The organism is Achromobacter sp. ACRQX, from assembly GCF_022346505.1.
Classification (GTDB): domain Bacteria; phylum Pseudomonadota; class Gammaproteobacteria; order Burkholderiales; family Burkholderiaceae_B; genus Achromobacter; species Achromobacter animicus.
Window position 1 is genome coordinate 111491 of the sequence record NZ_JAKRML010000016.1, and the last position, 18207, is coordinate 129697.

18 protein-coding genes and 1 pseudogene are annotated in these 18207 nt (G+C 67.6%); 6 read left to right on the top strand and 13 right to left on the bottom strand.

Features of this window, described 5'->3' with window-relative positions; translation table 11 throughout:
• Positions 1-5: 5 nt before the first annotated feature.
• Together MHZ91_RS16165 and ypfH are read right to left on the bottom strand one after the other, a co-directional pair.
• A complete protein-coding gene (locus tag MHZ91_RS16165) occupies positions 6-830 on the bottom strand; it encodes an IclR family transcriptional regulator (RefSeq protein ID WP_175121782.1) in 825 nt (274 codons plus the stop codon).
• Entirely contained in the window at positions 830-1534 is a 705-nt protein-coding gene (gene ypfH / locus MHZ91_RS16170) for an esterase (protein ID WP_175136683.1), read from the bottom strand. Before ypfH ends, MHZ91_RS16165 begins: the two co-directional genes overlap by 1 nt.
• Positions 1535-1732: 198 nt before the next feature.
• Here ypfH and MHZ91_RS16175 point away from each other — a divergent pair, with 198 nt between their 5' ends.
• The 5 genes from MHZ91_RS16175 (at position 1733) to MHZ91_RS16195 (ending at position 9405) form a co-directional block, all read left to right on the top strand.
• Complete coding sequence (locus tag MHZ91_RS16175) at positions 1733-3238, top strand: amino acid permease (protein WP_239214576.1); 1506 nt, start codon at positions 1733-1735, stop codon at positions 3236-3238.
• A gap of 119 nt (positions 3239-3357) precedes the next feature.
• Entirely contained in the window at positions 3358-4062 is a 705-nt protein-coding gene (imuA, locus tag MHZ91_RS16180; RefSeq protein ID WP_175121783.1) for a translesion DNA synthesis-associated protein ImuA, read from the top strand.
• Complete coding sequence (locus tag MHZ91_RS16185; RefSeq protein WP_218343645.1) at positions 3992-5461, top strand: DNA polymerase Y family protein; 1470 nt, start codon at positions 3992-3994, stop codon at positions 5459-5461. The genes imuA and MHZ91_RS16185 overlap by 71 nt, the downstream gene beginning before the upstream one ends.
• A gap of 1 nt (position 5462) precedes the next feature.
• A complete protein-coding gene (locus MHZ91_RS16190; protein WP_239214577.1) occupies positions 5463-8807 on the top strand; it encodes an error-prone DNA polymerase in 3345 nt (1114 codons plus the stop codon).
• Positions 8808-9021: 214 nt separating this feature from the next.
• Positions 9022-9405: an I78 family peptidase inhibitor gene (locus MHZ91_RS16195; protein ID WP_175121786.1), complete on the top strand. Its 384-nt coding sequence runs from the start codon at positions 9022-9024 to the stop codon at positions 9403-9405.
• Here MHZ91_RS16195 and MHZ91_RS16200 read toward each other — a convergent pair.
• The 11 genes from MHZ91_RS16200 to MHZ91_RS16250 all read right to left on the bottom strand — a co-directional run bounded on the left by MHZ91_RS16200 (position 9402) and on the right by MHZ91_RS16250 (position 18053).
• Positions 9402-10427 (bottom strand): LysR family transcriptional regulator, encoded by a 1026-nt coding sequence (locus MHZ91_RS16200; protein ID WP_370647827.1) that lies wholly within the window; start codon positions 10425-10427, stop codon positions 9402-9404. The genes MHZ91_RS16195 and MHZ91_RS16200 overlap by 4 nt on opposite strands.
• A 25-nt stretch (positions 10428-10452) precedes the next feature.
• Positions 10453-11187, bottom strand: coding sequence for an amino acid ABC transporter ATP-binding protein (locus tag MHZ91_RS16205; RefSeq protein WP_175121787.1), 735 nt, complete (start codon positions 11185-11187; stop codon positions 10453-10455).
• A gap of 12 nt (positions 11188-11199) precedes the next feature.
• Positions 11200-11889, bottom strand: a complete 690-nt coding sequence (locus tag MHZ91_RS16210) for an amino acid ABC transporter permease (RefSeq protein ID WP_175122014.1) — start codon at positions 11887-11889, stop codon at positions 11200-11202.
• Positions 11882-12571, bottom strand: coding sequence for an amino acid ABC transporter permease (locus MHZ91_RS16215; RefSeq protein WP_239214578.1), 690 nt, complete (start codon positions 12569-12571; stop codon positions 11882-11884). The genes MHZ91_RS16210 and MHZ91_RS16215 overlap by 8 nt, the downstream gene beginning before the upstream one ends.
• Positions 12572-12694: 123 nt before the next feature.
• Positions 12695-13516: an ABC transporter substrate-binding protein gene (locus MHZ91_RS16220; protein ID WP_175121789.1), complete on the bottom strand. Its 822-nt coding sequence runs from the start codon at positions 13514-13516 to the stop codon at positions 12695-12697.
• A 74-nt stretch (positions 13517-13590) separates the two neighbouring features.
• Positions 13591-14793, bottom strand: coding sequence for an aminotransferase class I/II-fold pyridoxal phosphate-dependent enzyme (locus MHZ91_RS16225; RefSeq protein ID WP_218343641.1), 1203 nt, complete (start codon positions 14791-14793; stop codon positions 13591-13593).
• Positions 14790-15470 (bottom strand): RraA family protein, encoded by a 681-nt coding sequence (locus MHZ91_RS16230; RefSeq protein WP_175136690.1) that lies wholly within the window; start codon positions 15468-15470, stop codon positions 14790-14792. Before MHZ91_RS16230 ends, MHZ91_RS16225 begins: the two co-directional genes overlap by 4 nt.
• 157 nt (positions 15471-15627) lie before the next feature.
• Positions 15628-16563 carry a hypothetical protein gene (locus MHZ91_RS16235; protein WP_239214579.1) on the bottom strand — a complete coding sequence of 312 codons (936 nt, stop codon included), beginning with the start codon at positions 16561-16563 and terminating at the stop codon, positions 15628-15630.
• Positions 16564-16590: 27 nt separating this feature from the next.
• Entirely contained in the window at positions 16591-17202 is a 612-nt protein-coding gene (locus tag MHZ91_RS16240; RefSeq protein ID WP_239214580.1) for an LON peptidase substrate-binding domain-containing protein, read from the bottom strand.
• Between the two features lie 13 nt (positions 17203-17215).
• Positions 17216-17623, bottom strand: a complete 408-nt coding sequence (locus tag MHZ91_RS16245) for a carboxymuconolactone decarboxylase family protein (RefSeq protein WP_175121794.1) — start codon at positions 17621-17623, stop codon at positions 17216-17218.
• 85 nt (positions 17624-17708) lie between these two features.
• A complete protein-coding gene (locus MHZ91_RS16250; RefSeq protein WP_239214581.1) occupies positions 17709-18053 on the bottom strand; it encodes a GFA family protein in 345 nt (114 codons plus the stop codon).
• 67 nt (positions 18054-18120) lie between these two features.
• On the opposite strand from MHZ91_RS16250, the pseudogene MHZ91_RS16255 reads away from it, so the two are divergent.
• Positions 18121-18207, top strand: a pseudogene (locus MHZ91_RS16255) (IclR family transcriptional regulator); the annotation flags it as partial.

The window sequence follows — 18207 nt, forward strand, 5'->3', positions numbered from 1 at the left end:
AGCGATCAGAAGCGCGGGGCCAGGTCCGCGGACAATTCCGAAGCCGCCCGCTGCAACGCGGCCACCACGTCCGCAAGGCGCGCGCCGGACAGGCGCGAACGGATCGCCGCCACGCTCAGCGCCGCCACCACGTGCTGCTCGCGGTCGAACACCGGCACGCCCACGCCCAGCATGTCGGGAATGATGCGGCCCGGGTTGAGCGCGTAGCCGTTCTTGCGCGCGGCGGCGATGTCTTCGCGCAGCATGTCGGTGGACGGCAGATCGGGCGCGGCGCTGGCGTCGTAGCGCGCCAGCACGCGGTCGATATCGTCGTTGGGCAGAAATGCCAGCAGCGCCAGGCTGCCCGCCCCCACGCCCAGCGGGCGGCGATGGCCGACTTCCAGCGTCAGGATCTTGATGGGAAAGTCGCCCGTCTTGCGGTCCACGCAGACCGCTTCGTGTCCCGATCGCACCGACAGGAAGCTGGTGTCGCCCGTGGACTGCGCAAGGCGGAGCACGGCGGATTCGGCGATGGCCTTGATGCCGTGCCGGCTTTCGGCAGCCAGCCCCAGGATGTAGGACTCGCGGCCCAGGCTGTAGGTCTTGAGCCGCGGATTGAGCGACAGAAAGCCTTCCTGCAGCAAGGCCGACAGCATGCGGTGCGCGGTGGGCGGCGTCAGGCCGACGTCACGCACCACATCCGTCAGACCAACGCCGCGCGCGGGCGCCGCCCCGACGTATTTAAGGATGCGCAGCACGCGGAAGATGCTTTGCGCGCCGCCGACGGCATCGGCCGCGCGTTGCTGCGCGGGCGCGGAGGCTTTCGCGCCGGTCGTGGCAGATGCCGCCATCAATGCACCGTCGTCCCGTCCGGCGGCGTCTGGTTCAGGCCCAGCGCGGCCTCCCAACTGCGCAGCGGCACGCAGGTCTGCAGGCGGACGATGGCGCGCTGGATCAGGGCGGGATGCAATTCGTGACCGACGTGGGTGGCGATGTCGATGGTGGAGTCGCCGTGCAGTTCGGCCAGGCGCGCCTGCGCGGCCTGCGCCTGCGACACGCTCATGACCGCGTCGTCGGCGCCGTGCAGCAGATGAATCGTGGTGTACAACGGGGCGTTCTTGGGCAGTTGCGCATAGCGGCCCGAGAACGCGATGACGCGGCCGGCCATGCCGTCGTGCGCCTGCACCAGTTCCAGCGCCATGATGGCGCCTTGCGAAAAGCCGGCCACCGCGGTGTCGGACTGCAGCAGGCCGAAGCGCGCCTGCGCCTCGCGCACGTAGGTCTCAAGCTGCGGCATGGCCTGGGCCACACGCTCGGCGCGGTTGTCTTCGGTGACGCCGCGCACGGAGAACCACTGCCGGCCCGTCCCGCCGCCGTCAAAGGCCTCGAAACCTTCGGGGATCAGCACGGCCGCCGTCGGAAAGGCCGCGCGCACCGCCTGGGCCAGGGGTTCCAGGCTGGCGGGCGATCCGCCCACGCCGTGCAGCAGGATGAAGAGCTGGCGCACGTCGACGCCCGGGTCGGGAAGAAATTCGATAGAACTGGAAGACGCCATGAAACTGCTCCGTGCTGGCCTGGGACGGTGGGACTGCGCCCCGATTGCCGCATTGTAAAATGCGCCGCGCCTGGCATCGTACCGACGACGCCGGGCTTTTTTGCACGCCGCCCCGCGCTTGCCCGCAACGACGGGCGCCCGCCGTTGGCAATGTCCAGCGCCGGCGATGTCCGGGCGGCGGCCACCACACGCCTTGTCATGCACACACCGAACATCGACTCGGGCGCCGCCGCGCCTGTCAGCAACACTGCCAGCAACACTACCGGCGACACCGCCGGCAACAATCAGCTGCACCGCGTGCTGAAGGCACGCCACCTCACGATGATAGCGCTGGGCGGGGCCATCGGCACCGGCCTGTTCGTCGCTTCCGGCGCGGCCATCGCGCAGGCGGGCCCCGGCGGCGCGCTGATGGTCTACCTGGTGATCGGCCTGATGGTGTACTTCATCATGACCAGCCTGGGCGAGCTGGCCACCTTCATGCCGGTGTCGGGTTCGTTCTGCACGTATGCGTCGCGCTACGTGGATCCGGGTTTCGGCTTTGCGCTGGGCTGGAACTTCTGGGTCAGCTGGGCCACGGTCGTGGCGGTGGACGTCGTGGCGGCGCAGCTCGTTATGGCGTACTGGCTGCCGGACACGCCAGGCTGGATATGGAGCGTGGCGTTCCTGGTGCTGACCTTCGGGTTGAACGCTTTCTCGGCGCGCAGCTTCGGCGAGGCGGAATACTGGTTCGCCATCATCAAGGTGGTGGCGGTGCTGTGCTTCATCGTGGTGGGCGTGGCGATGCTGGCCGGCATCATCCACGGCGGCGGACCGGTGGGATTGGACAACTGGAAGGTGGGCGACGCGCCCCTCGTCGGCAACGCGGCGACGTGGGTGGGCGTGGCGATGGTGGTGGCCTACTCCTTTCAGGGCACCGAACTGGTGGGCGTGGCGGCCGGCGAGTCCGAAAACCCCCGGCGCAACGTGCCCCGCGCGATCAACAGCGTCTTCTGGCGCATCCTGCTGTTCTATGTGCTGGCCATCCTGATCATCGGCCTCTTGGTGCCCTACACCGATCCGCAACTGCTGCGCAACGAGGTCGAGGACATCGCGGTCAGCCCCTTCACGCTGGTGTTCGAGCACGCGGGCCTGCTGTCCGCGGCCACGGTGATGAACGCGGTGATCCTGACGTCCGTGCTGTCGGCCGGCAATTCGGGCATGTACGCGGCGACACGGATGCTGTTCAACATGGCGGCCGAGGGCCAGGCGCCGGCGATCTTCAAGCGTCTGACCCCGCGCGGCGTGCCGCTGTATGCGCTCTTGGCCACGACGCTGCTGGCTTGCCTGTGCCTGTTCAGCGTGGTGTACAGCCCGAAGGCGGTGTACATCTGGCTGCTCAATTTTGCGGGGATGACGGAATTCATCGTGTGGCTGAGCATCGCGGTCAGCCACTACCGCTTCCGCCAGGGCTACGTGAAGCACGGTTACGACACGGCCGACCTGCCCTACAAGGCGGGACTTTTTCCGTTCGGGCCGCTGCTGGCCTTCGTGCTGTGCCTGGTGGTCACGCTGGGACAGAACTATCAGGCGTTCCTTGAAGAACGCATCGACTGGATCGGCGTGGTGTCGACGTACCTGGCAATTCCGCTGTTCCTGGGACTGTGGATCGGCCACCGGCTGCTGCGCGGCTCGCGCTGGGTGAAGTACCAGGACATGCGGTTCTAGCACTTTTCGGGGACGCATTCGGGACACATTCGGGGGCACTTTTCGATACGTCCGCCCGGCGCAAAGCCCGGTACAATACTGTACATTCATACAGGTATTGAGCACCGGGCGCTTTCGCCATGCAGTCCCCCGAACAGATCCATCCCGCGTTGTGGCGCGCCACGCAGTTGGCCAAAGGCGCCGCACGCACCCTGCCAACCGGGCACGCGGCGCTGTCAGCCGAACTGCCGGATAACGGCTGGCCGCTCGGATCGCTCGTTGAACTGCTCACCCCCCATCCCGGCATCGGAGAAATCCGCCTGCTGCGTCCCGCGCTGGCCCAACTGGAAACCCGTCGTCCCATTGCCCTGGTGCAGCCGCCGCACGTGCCGCACATCGCCAGCTGGATGAGCTGGCGGCTGGATCCCCGGCAACTGCTGTGGGTGGCGCCCGAAAAGCCGGTCGACGCGCTGTGGGCCAGCGAACAGATCCTGAAAAACGCCAGTTGCGGCGCGCTGATCTGCTGGCTGCCCCACGTGCGCCCCGAATCCCTGCGCCGCCTGCATCTGGCCGCCCAGGCCAGCGACCTGCTGTTCATCGCCGTGCGCCCGTCCCGCGCCGCGCAGACCGCCACGCCCGCCGCCTTGCGGCTGGCGCTGGCGCCCGCGCCCGGCGGCCTGTCCGTCCACATCCTGAAGCGCCGGGGGCCTGTCTGCGACACCCCGCTGTACGTGGGCCTGGAGCCCGGCGCGCTTACCCCCTCTTCTCCCCGCCATGCGCCTCTGGATCGCCGCCTACCTGCGCTGCCTGCCGCTGGACGCCATACGCCCGCACTGGCCGCATGAACAGGAGGCGTTCGCCGTTCTGGATCAGGAACGGGTCGCCGCCCTGACCCCCGCCGCCCGCCAGGCCGGCGTGACGCCCGGCATGCGCCGCGCGGGCGCGGCGGCCATCGCCCCCGGCGTGGAACTGCTGCCCCGCAATGCGCTGGCCGAGGCCGACGCCCTGCACGGCGCGGCGCTGGCCCTCTTGCAGTACACCCCGGAAATCGCACTGGCCGACGGCGACACCGTGCTGCTGAACGTGGGCGCCAGCCTGATGTTCTTCCGCGGGCCGCGCGCGCTGAGCCGGCGGGTGGCCGCCACGCTGCGGGCGCTGGATCTGCGGGTGTCGCTGGGCATGGCGCCCACGGCCAAGGGCGCCTGGCTGCTCGCGCGGCGCGCCGGCCGGCGCGTGCCCCGGCGCACCCTGAAGCTGCCCACCCTGGCGCGGCGGCTCGATGCCCTGCCGCTGTCGCTGCTGCCCCAGGCGCAAGACCGCCGCAACTGGCTGGACGACATCGGCTGCCACACGCTGGCGCACCTGCGCGCCCTGCCGCGCGGGGGGCTGCAGCGGCGCAGCGCCCCCGACCTGCTGCAGGCGCTGGACGCCGCCTACGGCCAGGTGCCCGAACTCTACCGCTGGCTCGAACCGCCCAACCAGTTTTCGCGGCGGATCGAACTCATGGACTACATGGAGAACACCGATGCCGTGCTGGCCGTGGCGGGCCGACTGGCCGAGCAGCTGGGCGGCTGGCTGACCGCCCGGCAACTGGCCGTGCGGCGCGTGGTGCTCAGCATGGACCACGAACGCGGCCGCCACGCCCGCCCGCCCACCGAACTTGAAGTGGCCCTGGCCCAGCCCATCTGGCAGGCGCCGCAGCTGCTGCATCTGCTGCGCGAAAAACTCAACCACTTCACGCTGGAAGCCCCCGTCATCGCCGTGACGCTGCACGCGCCCGACACCGTCGAGCAGCCCGCGGCCAGCACCACCCTGTTCCCCGAACCGGGCGGCACCGCCGCCGACCACGCGCGGCTGCTGGACCTGCTGGTGGCGCGGCTGGGCCGCGACCGGGTGCGCCATGCCCAGCCCACCGCCGACCACCGTCCCGAAGCCGCCAATTCCTGGGGCGATGCGCTGGCCGCGCCCGAACGTCCCGCCCCCCTGCCGCCGCTGCTCGACCGGCCGTTCTGGCTGCTGGAAACCCCGCAGCCCCTCAAGCTGTCCGGCCATCGCCCCCACTACGCCGGCCAGGCGCTGCGGCTGATGCGCGGCCCCGAACGCATCGAAAGCGGCTGGTGGGACCCCGCCCTGACCGTGCGCGATTACTTCGTCGCCGAAGACGCGGCGGGCGCGCGCTACTGGATCTACCGCGAGCGCGACGCCGAGGACGCGCGCTGGTTCCTGCACGGACTGTACGCCTGACATGCGCATGGACGACGACGCCCCCGATCCCCTGGACCCGGCCGAGGTCCTGGCCCAGCTGCCCGGCTACGCCGAGCTGCAATGCCAGTCCAATTTTTCGTTCCTGCAAGGCGCCTCGCATCCCGAAGAACTGACCGCGCGGGCGGCCGAACTCGGTTACGCCGCGCTGGCCCTGACCGACGAATGCTCGCTGGCCGGCGTCGTGCGCGCCCACACCGAAGCCAAGACCCTCAAGCTGCCGCTCATCGTGGGCGCCACGTTCCAGCTGCGCGCCGCGCCCGACGCAGCGCCACTGGGGCTGACGCTGCTGGCGCAGACGCGCGAAGGCTACGGCAACCTGTCTGAATTCATCACGCTGGGCCGCACCCGGGCGCCCAAGGGCGAATACCGGCTTTCCCCGCAAGACCTTGCCGATCCGCCCGCCGGCCACGCGCACCTGCGCAGTCTGCCGGAATGCCTGGCCATCCTGACGCCCGCCTACGGCACCGACGCCGACCGCATGGCCGACCAGGCGCGCTGGCTGGCGCGCGTCTTTCCGGGGCGCGCGTGGGTGGGACTGAACCTGCTGCACCAGTCGCGCGACGACCTGCACCGCGCCGCCGTCGAACACGCAGCCCAGGCCTCGCAATTGCCGATCGTGGCGGTCGGCCAGGTGCAGATGCATGTCCGGTCGCGCAAGCCGCTGCACGACACGCTGACCGGCATCCGCACCCGCCAGCAGGTGTCGCAATGCGGCTACGAACTGTCGGGCAATGCCGAACAGCACCTGCGCAGCCGCATGCGGCTGGCCAGCCTGTATCCGCCCGACGCGCTGGCGCAGACCCTGGCGGTGGCGCGCCGCTGCACGTTTTCGCTGGACGAGCTGCATTACGAATATCCCGACGAGATCGTGCCGCCCGGCCACACGCCCGCCAGCTATCTGCGCCAGGAAGCGCTGGCCGGGGCGGACCGGCGCTTTCCCCAGGGCGTGCCCGACAGCGTGACGGCGCAGATCGACAAGGAACTGGATCTCATCGCGGACCTCAACTACGAGGCCTACTTCCTGACCGTCTACGACATCGTGCAGTTCGCCCGCAACGCCGGCATCCTGTGCCAAGGCCGGGGCTCGGCCGCCAATTCCGCCGTCTGCTATTGCCTGGGCATCACGGCAGTGGACCCGCAGCGCGGCAACAACCTGTTCGAACGCTTCATCAGCAAGGAACGCAACGAACCGCCCGACATTGACGTCGACTTCGAACATCAACGCCGCGAAGAAGTCATCCAGTACATCTACGGCAAATACGGCCGCGACCGCGCCGCCCTGACCGGGGTGGTCATCTCGTACCGGCCGCGCAGCGTGCTGCGCGATACGGGGCGCGCGCTGGGCGTGGACCCGGGTGTCATCGACGCCGTGGCCCGCGCGCACCAGTGGTGGGACGGCAAGAAGGAAATGCTGCGCACGCTGGGCGCCTGCGGCCTGGACCCGGAATCCCAGGTGGCGCGCCAGTGGGCATCGCTGGCGCAGACCATGATGGGCTTTCCGCGCCACCTGTCGCAGCACCCGGGCGGCTTCGTCATTTCACGCGGCAAGCTCTCGCGCCTGGTGCCCATCGAGAACGCCGCCATGGAAGACCGCAGCGTCGTGCAATGGGACAAGGACGATCTGGACGCCCTGAAGCTGCTCAAGGTCGACGTCCTGGCGCTGGGCATGCTGTCGGCCCTGCGCCGCACACTTGAACTGGCCAGCCAGCGCCGCGGCCAGCCGCTCGCCCTGCAGGACATCCCGGAAGGCGACGTGCCCACCTACGACATGATCTGCGACGCCGACACCATTGGCGTCTTCCAGATCGAATCGCGCGCCCAGATGACGATGCTGCCGCGCCTGCGGCCGCGCGAATACTACGACCTGGTGGTGCAGGTGGCGATCGTGCGCCCCGGACCGATCCAGGGGGGCATGGTCCACCCCTACCTGCGGCGCCGCCAGGGCAAGGAGGACGAAACCTACCCCAGCGAAAAAGTGCGCGGCGTGCTCAGCCGCACCATGGGCGTGCCCATCTTCCAGGAACAGGTCATGCAGATCGCCGTCGTGGCCGCCGGTTTTTCGCCCGGCGAGGCCGATCAGCTACGCCGGTCGATGGCGGCCTGGCGGCGCAAGGGCGGCGTGGACAAGTTCCGCGTCAAGCTGGTGGGCGGGCTGCTGGCGCACGGCTACACGCTGGACTTCGCCGAAGCCCTGTTCCGCCAGGTGGAAGGGTTTGGCGAATACGGCTTTCCGGAAAGCCATGCCGCCAGCTTCGCCCTGCTGGCGTATGCCAGCTCCTGGCTCAAGCGCCACGAACCGGAGGCCTTTCTGGCCGCCCTGCTCAATTCCCAGCCGATGGGGTTCTACGCGCCCGCCCAACTGGTGCAGGATGCGCGCCGCCACGGCGTCTGCGTGCTGCCCGCCGACGTGACGGTAAGCGGCTGGGATTCGATGCTGGAAACGCTGCCCGACGGGCATCCGGGCGCCCGCCGCCGCCCCCACCCCCACGCGCCGTCCGCAGAGGCGCCGGGCGTCGACACGCCGGACGTCGCCACGCCGGGCGTCGATACGCCGGGAGTCGAAGCGCCGGGCGTCGAAGCGCCGGGCGTCGCCACGCCGGGCGTCCCCACGCCCCGCCCCGCCGTGCGGCTGGGACTCAGCCTGCTGCAAGGCATGCGCGAGGACGCCGCCCGCCGCATCGAGGCCGCGCGGGCCGACGCCCCCTTTGCCAACACCGCCGACCTGGCCCGCCGCGCCGGCCTGAACCGCCACGACCTGAACGCGCTGGCCGCCGGCGATGCGCTGCGCACCCTGGCCGGCCACCGGCGCCAGGCCAGTTGGGAAGCCGCCGCCAGCGTACAAAGCCGCGACCTGCTGCGGGACGCCGAGATCGTGGAAACCCAGGCCCCGCAGCTGTCCGCCCCGTCGGAGAGCCAGACCGTGGCCGCCGACTATCGCAGCGTCGGCCTGACCCTGCACAGCCATCCCGTGTCGCTGCTGCGCCCCCAACTGGCCGCGCGCAACTTCCAGCCTGCCTCGGTGCTGAACGACTATCCCAACAAGCGGGTCGCGCGCGCCTGCGGCATCGTCACCGTGCGCCAGCGCCCCCAGACCTCCAAGGGGGTCATCTTCGTCACCCTCGAAGACGAGACCGGCCCGGTCAACGTGGTGGTCCGCCCCGACCTGATCGAACGCCAGCGCCGCGAGCTGCTGGGCGCCACCTTGCTGGGGGTGTTCGGGTCCTGGCAAAGTGTGGACGGGGTGCGCCACCTGATCGCGCAGCGGCTGGTGGACATGTCCGACCTCCTGGGCGGGCTGACGTCGCAGAGCCGCGACTTCCATTGAGGATGCGGGAGCAACTTGACGGTGTCTGACACCCTTGAAGCACCCTTCAAGCCTGAAGACCGTCCATACGGGTGTCAGACACCTGGCGAACACCTGACGCGCGCCCAGCCGCCCGCCGCTGTTGCCCGGTTGCACATGCCCGCCGCGCCTTGAGCACAGCGCGTCGCCGCTGGTCTATCATGGCTTTTTGTCCGCTCGTTGTAAGGAGTCCTACATGATCCGCAAGCTGATCCCCTTCCTGCTGGTTGCCAGCCTGGCTGCGTGCGCCAATACCGGCGGTTCGCGTACGTCCAGCGCGCCGGCCTCCAGCTCCTCGAGCGCATCCTCTTCATCGAGCACCGGCGCCGGCTCTTCCTACGGTTCGTCCTCGGCCATGCCCGGCAGCAGCACCGGCAAGACCTGCGACGCCGGCCCGCTGCAATCGCAGATCGGTCAGAAAGCCACGCCGTCCGTCATGGAAGACCTGCGCACGCGCAGCGGCAGCGCCACCGCGCGCATGCTGCGTCCGGGCCAGCTGGTCACCATGGAATACAACAACACCCGCCTGAACCTCATCGTGGACGACAAGGACGTGATGACGGCGATCCGCTGCGGTTAATCGCGCCGGCCGGCCGGATTCCCATCCGGCAAGCCGCCTTCCCCTGCCTCAATGGGCCGCGCCGCCGGCGGCACATGGGGCAGGAAGGCCCCCGCCACCTCGAACGCGCATTCCTCGCGCGCAATGTCGATCACCCGGGATACGACCGGATTGACGATATTCTTTTTGTGCACCGCGTAGTAATTGATGGTCGGCAGGTCCGGCTGCACATTCAACTGGCACAGCGCCCCGCGCGCCACCAGCGGCGCAAAGTAGGCGCCCGGCAGGTAACTGATCCCCAATCCCAGCATCGTCAGCTGCGCCATCATGCCCAGGCTGTTGCAGGTCAGCACGCGCTTGACCGGCATCCCCTGTTCCGCGAACCACGCGTCGTACAGATGCGATAGCGCGGAATTGGTGGGCTGCGAGATCACCGGATACGGCGCCAGATCCTGCGGCGTCAACGCGGCAGCGACATCGATGTCCAGCGCCGGACTCGCCATCCAGACATTGGTGACCGCCCCCAGGTGCGTGCAATCGTACTGGTAGCCCCAGAACGGGCCGGGCATGATCGCCAGATCCAGTTCGTCCTGCTCCAGCCGTTCATAGAGCGTGATACCACCATCGATCTCGGGCATCAACTGCACGCGGGGGTAGCGCTGGCTGATCTGCTTGATCAGCCCGGCCAGCCAGGTCATGCCCACCAGTTCCGTCACGCCCAGACGCACCACGCCTTCGAAGCTGGCCGGATCGGCCATGTTCTGCACGATGCGGCTGTTCAGCTCCAGCATCTGGCTGGCCAGCTCGAACAGCTTGCGGCCCTGCGGGGTCATCAGGAGTTTCTTGGCGCGCCGCTCGAACAGGGGCGCGCCGGCAAAGGCCTCGAGTTCCCCCACCCGTTTGGCCACGGCCGATTGGGTGGTGTGCAGCTTGCGCGACGACGCGCTGAAGCTGCCCAGTTCGGAACTCCAGTAAAAGGCCTCCAATTGCTTGAGGGTGTACATCGCCGCGGTCGAAGAAAAGCGCATGGAAACCCCAGACATTACCACCGCGGACGATCGGCGCGGATCAACCCCGCGGATGCAGGATGTCCGCCAGGAAGCGCTGCGCGCGCGGATGCGCCGGCGCGCTGAAAAAGCGCTCGGGCGTATCCATCTCCAGGATTTCGCCCGCGTCCATGAACACCACGCGGTCGCAGACGTCGCGCGCAAAGCCCATTTCATGCGTCACGCACACCATCGTCATGCCGTCTTTGGCCAGGCCCTTCATCACCTGAAGCACCTCGCCCACCATTTCCGGATCCAGCGCGCTGGTCGGCTCGTCGAACAGCATGACGGGCGGTTGCAGCGCCAGCGCGCGCGCGATCGCCACGCGCTGTTGCTGCCCGCCGGACAGCGATCCCGGATAGGCATCGATCTTGTGCGCCAATCCCACGCGGTCAAGCAGGCTGCGCGCCAGCTCCACGGCCTCCTTGCGGGGCTGCTTGCGGATGTTCACGGGCGCGAAGATCACGTTTTCCAGCACGCTCATGTGCGGGAAGAGGTTGAACTGCTGGAACACGAAGCCGATCTTCTGGCGCAGCGCGTTCAGGTTGGCGCCCTTGCCGTAGATATCCGCGCCGTCGATCAGGATGCGGCCCTTTTCGATGGGTTCCAGGCGGTTGATCGTGCGGATCATCGTGGACTTGCCGGACCCCGAGGGTCCGCACACCACCAGCACCTCGCCGCGCGCCACCGACAGGTCCACATCCTTGAGCACATGATGCTCGCCGTACCACTTGTTCACTTTCTCGAGTTTGATCATGTTTTTGTTCCTTTAAGCCATGGCCCGCGTGCGGCGGATGCGCAGGTCCAGCCAGCTCAAGCCACGGCTCAGGCTGAAGCACACGATGAAGTAGATGATGGCCAGAATGCCGAACACCTGCAGCGGCTGGGTCAGCACCAGGTTGTTGACCTGGTTGGCGGCAAACGTCAGTTCGTTGACGCTGATGACGTAGCCCAGCGAGGTTTCCTTGACGGTGGACACGAACTGGCTGGTCATGCTGGGCAGCACGTTGAACAGCGCCTGCGGCAGCACCACCTTGCGCATCGTCGTCCAGTAGCCCACGCCCAGCGAGCGCGAGGCCTCGATCTGCCCGCGCGGCACCGCCTCGATACCCGAACGGATGACCTCGGACAGGTAGGCGCTTTCGTACACCACCAGGGCAAAGATCAGCGTCCAGAAGCCGCTGACCACCTGGCCGGTGATCTTGGGCACCACGAAGTAAGCCCAGAAGATCAGCATCAGCAGCGGCATGCCGCGGACCACATTGACCAGCGCCTTGCTGGCCGTGCGCAGCCACCCGTAGGGACTTACCCTGGCCAGCGCGATCAAGAGCGCCAGCGGCAGGGACATCGCCAGACCCAGCGCGGCCAGGATGAGCGTCAGTGCCAGTCCGCCGAGCGGACCGTTGGGGTATTGGCCCACCAGCAGCGTGGGCCAGTATTGCATCAGGAGATCAAGCACCATGGCCTCCGCGGTTCAGACGATAACGGGCGTAGATGCGCGATCCGAGCGCCATGATGAGGAACGATCCCAGCAGGTACATGATCGTCGCCGCGCCGAAGGTGGCGAAGGTGCGGTAGGTCTCGTTCTCGATTTCCCGCGCCTGGTAGGTCAGCTCCATCACGCCGATCGCCATGGCCACGCTGGTGTTCTTGAAGAGCAGCAGCGCGCGTCCGACCAGCGGCGGAATGGAGATGCGCAGCGCCTGCGGCACGATGACAAAGCGCATGCATTGCAGGTAGCTGGCGCCCAGCGCGCGGGCGGCCTCGAACTGGGTGCCGGGAATGGCGCGCAGGCCGCTGCGGATGTCTTCGGCGATGTAGGCGGCCGACCCCAGCGCCAGCGCGATCGCGGCCAGCGACATTTCGGCGTTGTGCGCATACAGCCACATGCGGAATCCTTCGGGCAGCAGCTCGGGCATGCCGAAGTACCAGAACAGCACCTGCACCAGCAGCGGCACATTGCGGTGGTATTCCACATAGGCGTCGACCACCCAGCGGCATGGCGCCAGGTTTGTGGCGCGCACCACCACCAGCGTCACCGCGATGGAAAACGCCATCACCCAGGCAACAAGAAACAGTTGCACGGTGACCACCATGCCGCTGAGCAGCAGCTGGTATTGGGAAGCGTCTAGAAAGCTCATAAACCTGTCAATCTCCTGCGTTCGGGCGCGCAACGCCAAGCATCACGGCTTCCCGCGCATCGCCTTGCAAGACGCGGGAAGCCGTGACGGATACTGGCGAACGGCAGCGCTCGGGTCGGCCCCTTAGCCGGCGATCGGGCCGATCTTGAAGCCGCGCTCCAGCTTGTAGGGGGTGTCGGGGCCAAACCACTTGTCGAACAGCTTGGCTGCCGCACCCGAGGTTTCGGCCTCGTCCAGCGCCTGGTTCACCGTTTCCAGGAATCGCGGCTCGGACTTGCGCACGCCCAGGCCCCACGGCTCATCGAACACGGCCTTGCCGATAACAGTGACGGGCGCGGTGGGCGGGCTTTGCAGCACCAGTCGCGCCAGCACCAGCTCCGACGCAAACTGCGCGTCCACCTTCTTCTGCTGCAGCGCCAGGTACGTGGCCGAGCTGTCGCCGTAGCCGATGACCTGCGACTTGTCGAGAATGCGCTTGATCTCGCGCTCGGAGCTGGAACCCTTGGTCGCGCCGATGCGGCGGCCGTTCAGGGCTTCGATCGAGTCCAGGCCCGAATCCTTGCGCACCATCAGCTTTTGCGGGCTGACGTAGTACGCGTGGCTGAAGGCGATCTGCTGCGCGCGGTCGGGCGAATAGCCCAGGTTGGCCGCCAGGATGTCCACGCGCCCTTCGTTCAGTTCCGGCACGCGCGCCGCCACCGACAGCAGCTTGTAGTTGACCTTGACGCCCAGCTTGTCGGCGACGAGCTTGCACACGTCCACGTCATAGCCCACCAGCTGGCGCGTCGCGCCGTCCTGGAAGCTGAACGGCTGCGACGTGCCCAGCGTGCCGCAAACCAGCTCGCCGCGCGCCTTGATGTCGTCAAGCTGGTCGGCGTGGGCAATTCCGCCCGCGGCCAGCGAAGCCAGGGCCAGGCTGGCGGCGATGAGAGTGTGACGCTTCATGGTTCATTCCCCTTGAATGGTTGTTAGGTGTACAGACTGGCGATGACGCCGTATGGGTGCGAAAGCGTGACCCGTCAGGCCAGCTTGGCGCAGGCCTCGCGGATGGCTGCGCATCCCTGCCGGATATCGTCCAGCGAGGCGGCAAACGACAACCGGAACGTGCCGGGCGCGCCGTAGGCATGGCCGTCGATAACCGCCACGCCGGCTTCGCGCAGCAGGTAGTGCGTGAGGTCCGTGTCGCTGGCGATCACGTCGCCGGCCGGCGTCTTCTTGCCCAAGAGGCCCGAGCAGTCCGGAAAGACATAGAACGCGCCCTGCGGCACGACGATGTCCAGGCCCGGCGCGCCGGACAATTCTGCGATCGCCAGGTCGCGGCGCTCGCGGAATACCTTGGCGAACTCCACGACGCAGTCCTGCGGACCCGTCAGCGCTTCCAGCGCGGCCGCCTGGCTGACCGACGAGGCGCCCGACGTGCTTTGCGACTGCAGGATCGCCATTGCCTTGATCAGTTCGTCGGGACCGGCGCCGTAGCCGATGCGCCAGCCCGTCATGGCATAGGCCTTGGATACGCCATTGACGACCAGCGTGCGGGCGGCCAGTTCCGGCGCCACTTGCAGCGGATGCACCGTCGGTTCGCCGGTGAAGTTCAGGCGTGCGTAGATGTCGTCGGTCATCAGCCAGACGTGCGGATGACGCGCAAGGACCTCAGTCAGACCACGCAGTTCGTCCGCGCTGTAGACCGAGCCCGTCGGGTTGCTGGGGGCATTCATCATCAGCCACTTGGTGCGAGGCGTGATGGCGCGTTCCAGGGCCTCGGGCGTCACCTTGTAATCGGTGGCGGGCGACGTTTCCACGGCCACCGGCACGCCGCCGTTGACCAGGACCATGTCCGGGTACGACACCCAGAACGGCGCGGGGATCAGCACTTCGTCGCCGTCGTTCAGCGTCGCGGCCAGGCCATTGAAGATCACCTGCTTGGCGCCGGTGCTGACGATGACGCGCGACGCCGGGTATTCCACGCCGGTCGCTTCCCGCAGATGGACGGCGGCGGCCTTGCGCAGGGCCACCGTGCCCTGCGCCGGCGGGTACTTGGTTTCGCCGCGGTTCATGGCGGCGGTGGCGGCCTGGCGGATGTGTTCGGGCGTCGAAAAATCCGGTTCGCCGATGGTCAGGTCGATGATGCGGCGGCCCTGCTCGCGCAGTTCCGCAATGATGGCGCGCGCGGCGACGCTGGGCGACAGCTTGATGCGCTTGATGCGGTCGGCAACGATGCTCATTTTGCCGCTCCCATCTTTTCCGCCAGCGTCTTTTCCAGCCACGGCTTGGTGTACGTGCCGGCGCGCAGCTTTTCCTTGGCCACGGCTTCGTCGGCTTCCTTCTTCAGCGCCAGCGCCAGCACGGCGCTGGCGTGTTCGGCGGGAATCACCACCACGCCGTCGGCATCGCCCACGACCACGTCGCCGGGATTGACCACCTGGCCGCCGACCGACACGGGCACGTTGATCTCGCCCGGGCCGTCCTTGTAGGGGCCCTTGTGCGACACGTCGCGGGCAAAGCAGCCGAATTCGCCCTGGGCGAACACGTCCGCATCGCGCACCGCGCCGTCGATCACGAAGCCTTCGATGCCGCGCGACTGCGCATCCATCATCATCAGTTCGCCAACCAGCGCGTTGCTGGTGTCGCCCGAGCCGTCCACGACGATCACGTCGCCCGCGCCGCCCAGCGAAATCGCCTTGTGGATCATCAGGTTATCGCCCGGACGGGTCTTGACCGTGAGGGCCACGCCCACCGTGCGGCGTGCGCCGTTATGCAGCGGACGCAGGCCCGACACGCCGTATAGGCGATTCATGCAGTCGCTGATCTGGGCCGAGCCGATGCTGGCAAAACCGGCCAGCACGTCGGCGGCGACGGCCGTCTCGGGCCGGGAAAGAATGCGATATCCGATGGGATTCATAAGGAAAGTCAGGTGTGAATGCAGGAAGCGTTGAAGCGAACCTGCATTACAAAGCCGCGCAAGCCTTTCCTCAAAACGATATAAATTCCCAGCGATCCACGAATTTTTTTCGTGGATTATGCGGTTTAAGGGTTATCCCTTACTCCTGCATCAATGCTCAATCATCCCCGCTGCCGGATCCGCTGCGGGCTTCCGACAACGCGACAGTCAGGTGCATGACCTTCTTCTTGAGCTGATCGCGTTCATCGGTCAGCTTGGCCAGCAACTGGCGCAGCCGCGCGATTTCCGCCGGCATGTCCGCGATGTTTTCAATAGGTTCTTCCGGCGGCGCCTCGCGCGGCGGCGGCGCCTTGGCCTGCCGGACCTCCCGGGCGGCCTGCTGCAGCTCCTTGCGCCCGCCTGCAACGGCGGCGGTTTGCCGCTCGGCCGGCAGCGACGCCACGGCCGCCGCGGCGTTGATGGAGATGGCGCCTTCCTTCACCGCACGCACCAGTTCCGGCGCCGCGGACTTCTGGATCTTTTCGATCTGATTGAGGGTATTGCTGCTGATGCGGGCGGCGCGCGCCAGCGCCTGGCGGCTGGGGACGGCGGGCTTCCAATCGGGATTGGCATGCCCGCGCATCGGCGCGGCGCTGGCCCCGGGCGCGTCCTCGTCCCAAGGCGGGGAATCGTCCGCCGGCCCACCGTCGGCCGGCGTACCTTTGACCGGCGATCCTTGGCCGCCGCCGTCCAGCCCACCTTCGGCCGCACCGCCCGCTTCCGGGCCGGTGCGCGCCAGCAGGATTTCCTTCTTGCGAAGCGCCAGCACCCCGCGCTGGAAGTCCGACACGCTGCGCCGGCCCAGATGGTTCTCGATCATCCACAGATGCACGTCGTCCATGGACTTGAAGTGCGGATGCTGAATCGTCTGGAACGGGATGTTGTGTTTGACGCAGATGGCGTAACGGTTGTGCCCGTCGATCAGCAGGTCGCCCCACAGCACCAGGGCGTCGCGGCACCCCTCGGCCAGCAGGCTGCGCTCCAGCGCGGCGTGTTCGTCCTCGGTCAGCGGGTCTATATAGGCACGCAGGCCTTCGTCTACTCTGATTTCCATGGTGTCCAAATAAAGTCGGGCGGCGCCCTACGCCAGCCCCTGTCCGCGCAGCACGTCCTGGATCGCGGCCAGGCGCGCCACGGGGTCCGTCAGGCCCAGCAGCGTTGCCTTGTCGTCCGGAGGCAGCGGCAAGAGTTCGCACCAGCGGTTTGCCACCCAGCCGCAATCGTCCAGCCGGAACGGCGGCGCCAGCGGCATTCTTTCGGCGGGCACGCCGTCCTGCTGCCACTGCGCCACCAGGCGCCCCAGCGCATCGGCGCTGGCCTGCATGGCCGCGGGCACCGGCGTGGGCGGGTCATCGGCAATGGGCTCGGCCTCGCCCATCCAAAGGCCGTATTTTGCCACCTCGCTGGACCGGAGCCGAAAGCGCGAGGTGCCCCGGCACCGGATTTCCAGCAAGGCCGGCATGGGCGCCTCCCAGGTTTCGACCCGCGCCATGGTGCCCACGGGCGACAGCGTCTCGACGCCCTCGGGCGAGCGGACCTCGCTGCCGGCCAACAGGCCCACGATGCCGAAATCGGTGTTGTCGGCGATGCTGCGCCGGATCATGTCCAGATAGCGGACCTCGAAGATGCGCAGATGCACCACGCCCGCGGGAAACAGCGCATTGGACAGCGGAAACAAGGGAATCAGCGACATGGCCGCCTCCTGGTCATTTCACGTGGAAGGCATCGTCCACGGGCACCTGCAGGGCCGTCGCCAGCGCGTTGGTCTGCGACGCCATCGCCATCACCGCCAGCAGTTCGGCGTGCTGGCCATCAGTCATGCCTTTGGCCCGGGCCGAGGCCGTGTGGGAATGGACGCAATACGAGCAGCCATTGGCGGTGGACACCGCGATGTAGATCATTTCGCGCACCAGCGGCGAGAGCTCGCCCTCGGCCATCATCACCGTCTTGAGCTGCTCCCAGACGCTGCGCATCCGCGGGGGATCGTTGGCCAGCGCCCGCCAGAAGTTGTTGACGAAGTCCGACTTGCGCGTGGCGCGGATGTCCTCGAACACCGCCCATGCCTCGGGACTTCTGCGGATCTCGTCATCGCTCAGCAGCCTTACCGTGCTCATTGCACCGCTCCATCGTGAAAAAACACATCGGACCACCGCATCGCGGCGGCCGCCTTTTGACCCGTCCAGGAACGCAGCCGGCCGCTCAAGTGTTTCGGCCGTCGTACGGAATGCGGGTCAGCGAATTCAGGTCGACGTTTTCCAGGCAACGCACGTTGACCGCCGCCGTTTCCTTGCCTTCTGCGCCGACCCCAAACCCGAAAGGCGCACAGCCGCAGTTGGCGCAGAAATGGTGCGAGATCACGTGCTTGTTGAAGGTGTACGTCGACATGGCCTGCGTGGACGACGTGATGCGCAGGGCGGCGCGCGGCACGAACCACAGCAGATAGCCCTTGCGGCTGCAGTGCGAACAGTTGCATTCCAACACCTGCGACACATCGCCATCTACCTCATAGGCGATCTGCCCGCAGTGGCAGCTTCCTTGTTGCATGGATTGTCTCCCGGCCGTAATCGGATCAGACTCCCATCATAGGCCTGCCCCGCCCGCCTTGCCCATGCGGACGCTGACCGACCCGGCCAAGCTGGAAGCCGAGCTGGAGCGATTGGCCGCGCGCGGCATCGGCATCGACAACGAGGAGTTCGTG

Excerpts from the sequence above, each read along its gene's own strand:
- MHZ91_RS16165 (WP_175121782.1), bottom strand. The coding sequence starts at position 830 with ATGGCGGCATCTGCCACGACCGGCGCGAAAGCCTCCGCGCCCGCGCAG.
- ypfH (WP_175136683.1), bottom strand. The coding sequence starts at position 1,534 with ATGGCGTCTTCCAGTTCTATCGAATTTCTTCCCGACCCGGGCGTCGAC.
- MHZ91_RS16175 (WP_239214576.1), top strand. The coding sequence starts at position 1,733 with ATGCACACACCGAACATCGACTCGGGCGCCGCCGCGCCTGTCAGCAAC.
- imuA (WP_175121783.1), top strand. The coding sequence starts at position 3,358 with ATGCAGTCCCCCGAACAGATCCATCCCGCGTTGTGGCGCGCCACGCAG.
- MHZ91_RS16185 (WP_218343645.1), top strand. The coding sequence starts at position 3,992 with ATGCGCCTCTGGATCGCCGCCTACCTGCGCTGCCTGCCGCTGGACGCC.
- MHZ91_RS16190 (WP_239214577.1), top strand. The coding sequence starts at position 5,463 with ATGCGCATGGACGACGACGCCCCCGATCCCCTGGACCCGGCCGAGGTC.
- MHZ91_RS16195 (WP_175121786.1), top strand. The coding sequence starts at position 9,022 with ATGATCCGCAAGCTGATCCCCTTCCTGCTGGTTGCCAGCCTGGCTGCG.
- MHZ91_RS16200 (WP_370647827.1), bottom strand. The coding sequence starts at position 10,427 with ATGTCTGGGGTTTCCATGCGCTTTTCTTCGACCGCGGCGATGTACACC.
- MHZ91_RS16205 (WP_175121787.1), bottom strand. The coding sequence starts at position 11,187 with ATGATCAAACTCGAGAAAGTGAACAAGTGGTACGGCGAGCATCATGTG.
- MHZ91_RS16215 (WP_239214578.1), bottom strand. The coding sequence starts at position 12,571 with ATGAGCTTTCTAGACGCTTCCCAATACCAGCTGCTGCTCAGCGGCATG.
- MHZ91_RS16220 (WP_175121789.1), bottom strand. The coding sequence starts at position 13,516 with ATGAAGCGTCACACTCTCATCGCCGCCAGCCTGGCCCTGGCTTCGCTG.
- MHZ91_RS16225 (WP_218343641.1), bottom strand. The coding sequence starts at position 14,793 with ATGAGCATCGTTGCCGACCGCATCAAGCGCATCAAGCTGTCGCCCAGC.
- MHZ91_RS16230 (WP_175136690.1), bottom strand. The coding sequence starts at position 15,470 with ATGAATCCCATCGGATATCGCATTCTTTCCCGGCCCGAGACGGCCGTC.
- MHZ91_RS16235 (WP_239214579.1), bottom strand. The coding sequence starts at position 16,563 with ATGGAAATCAGAGTAGACGAAGGCCTGCGTGCCTATATAGACCCGCTG.
- MHZ91_RS16240 (WP_239214580.1), bottom strand. The coding sequence starts at position 17,202 with ATGTCGCTGATTCCCTTGTTTCCGCTGTCCAATGCGCTGTTTCCCGCG.
- MHZ91_RS16245 (WP_175121794.1), bottom strand. The coding sequence starts at position 17,623 with ATGAGCACGGTAAGGCTGCTGAGCGATGACGAGATCCGCAGAAGTCCC.
- MHZ91_RS16250 (WP_239214581.1), bottom strand. The coding sequence starts at position 18,053 with ATGCAACAAGGAAGCTGCCACTGCGGGCAGATCGCCTATGAGGTAGAT.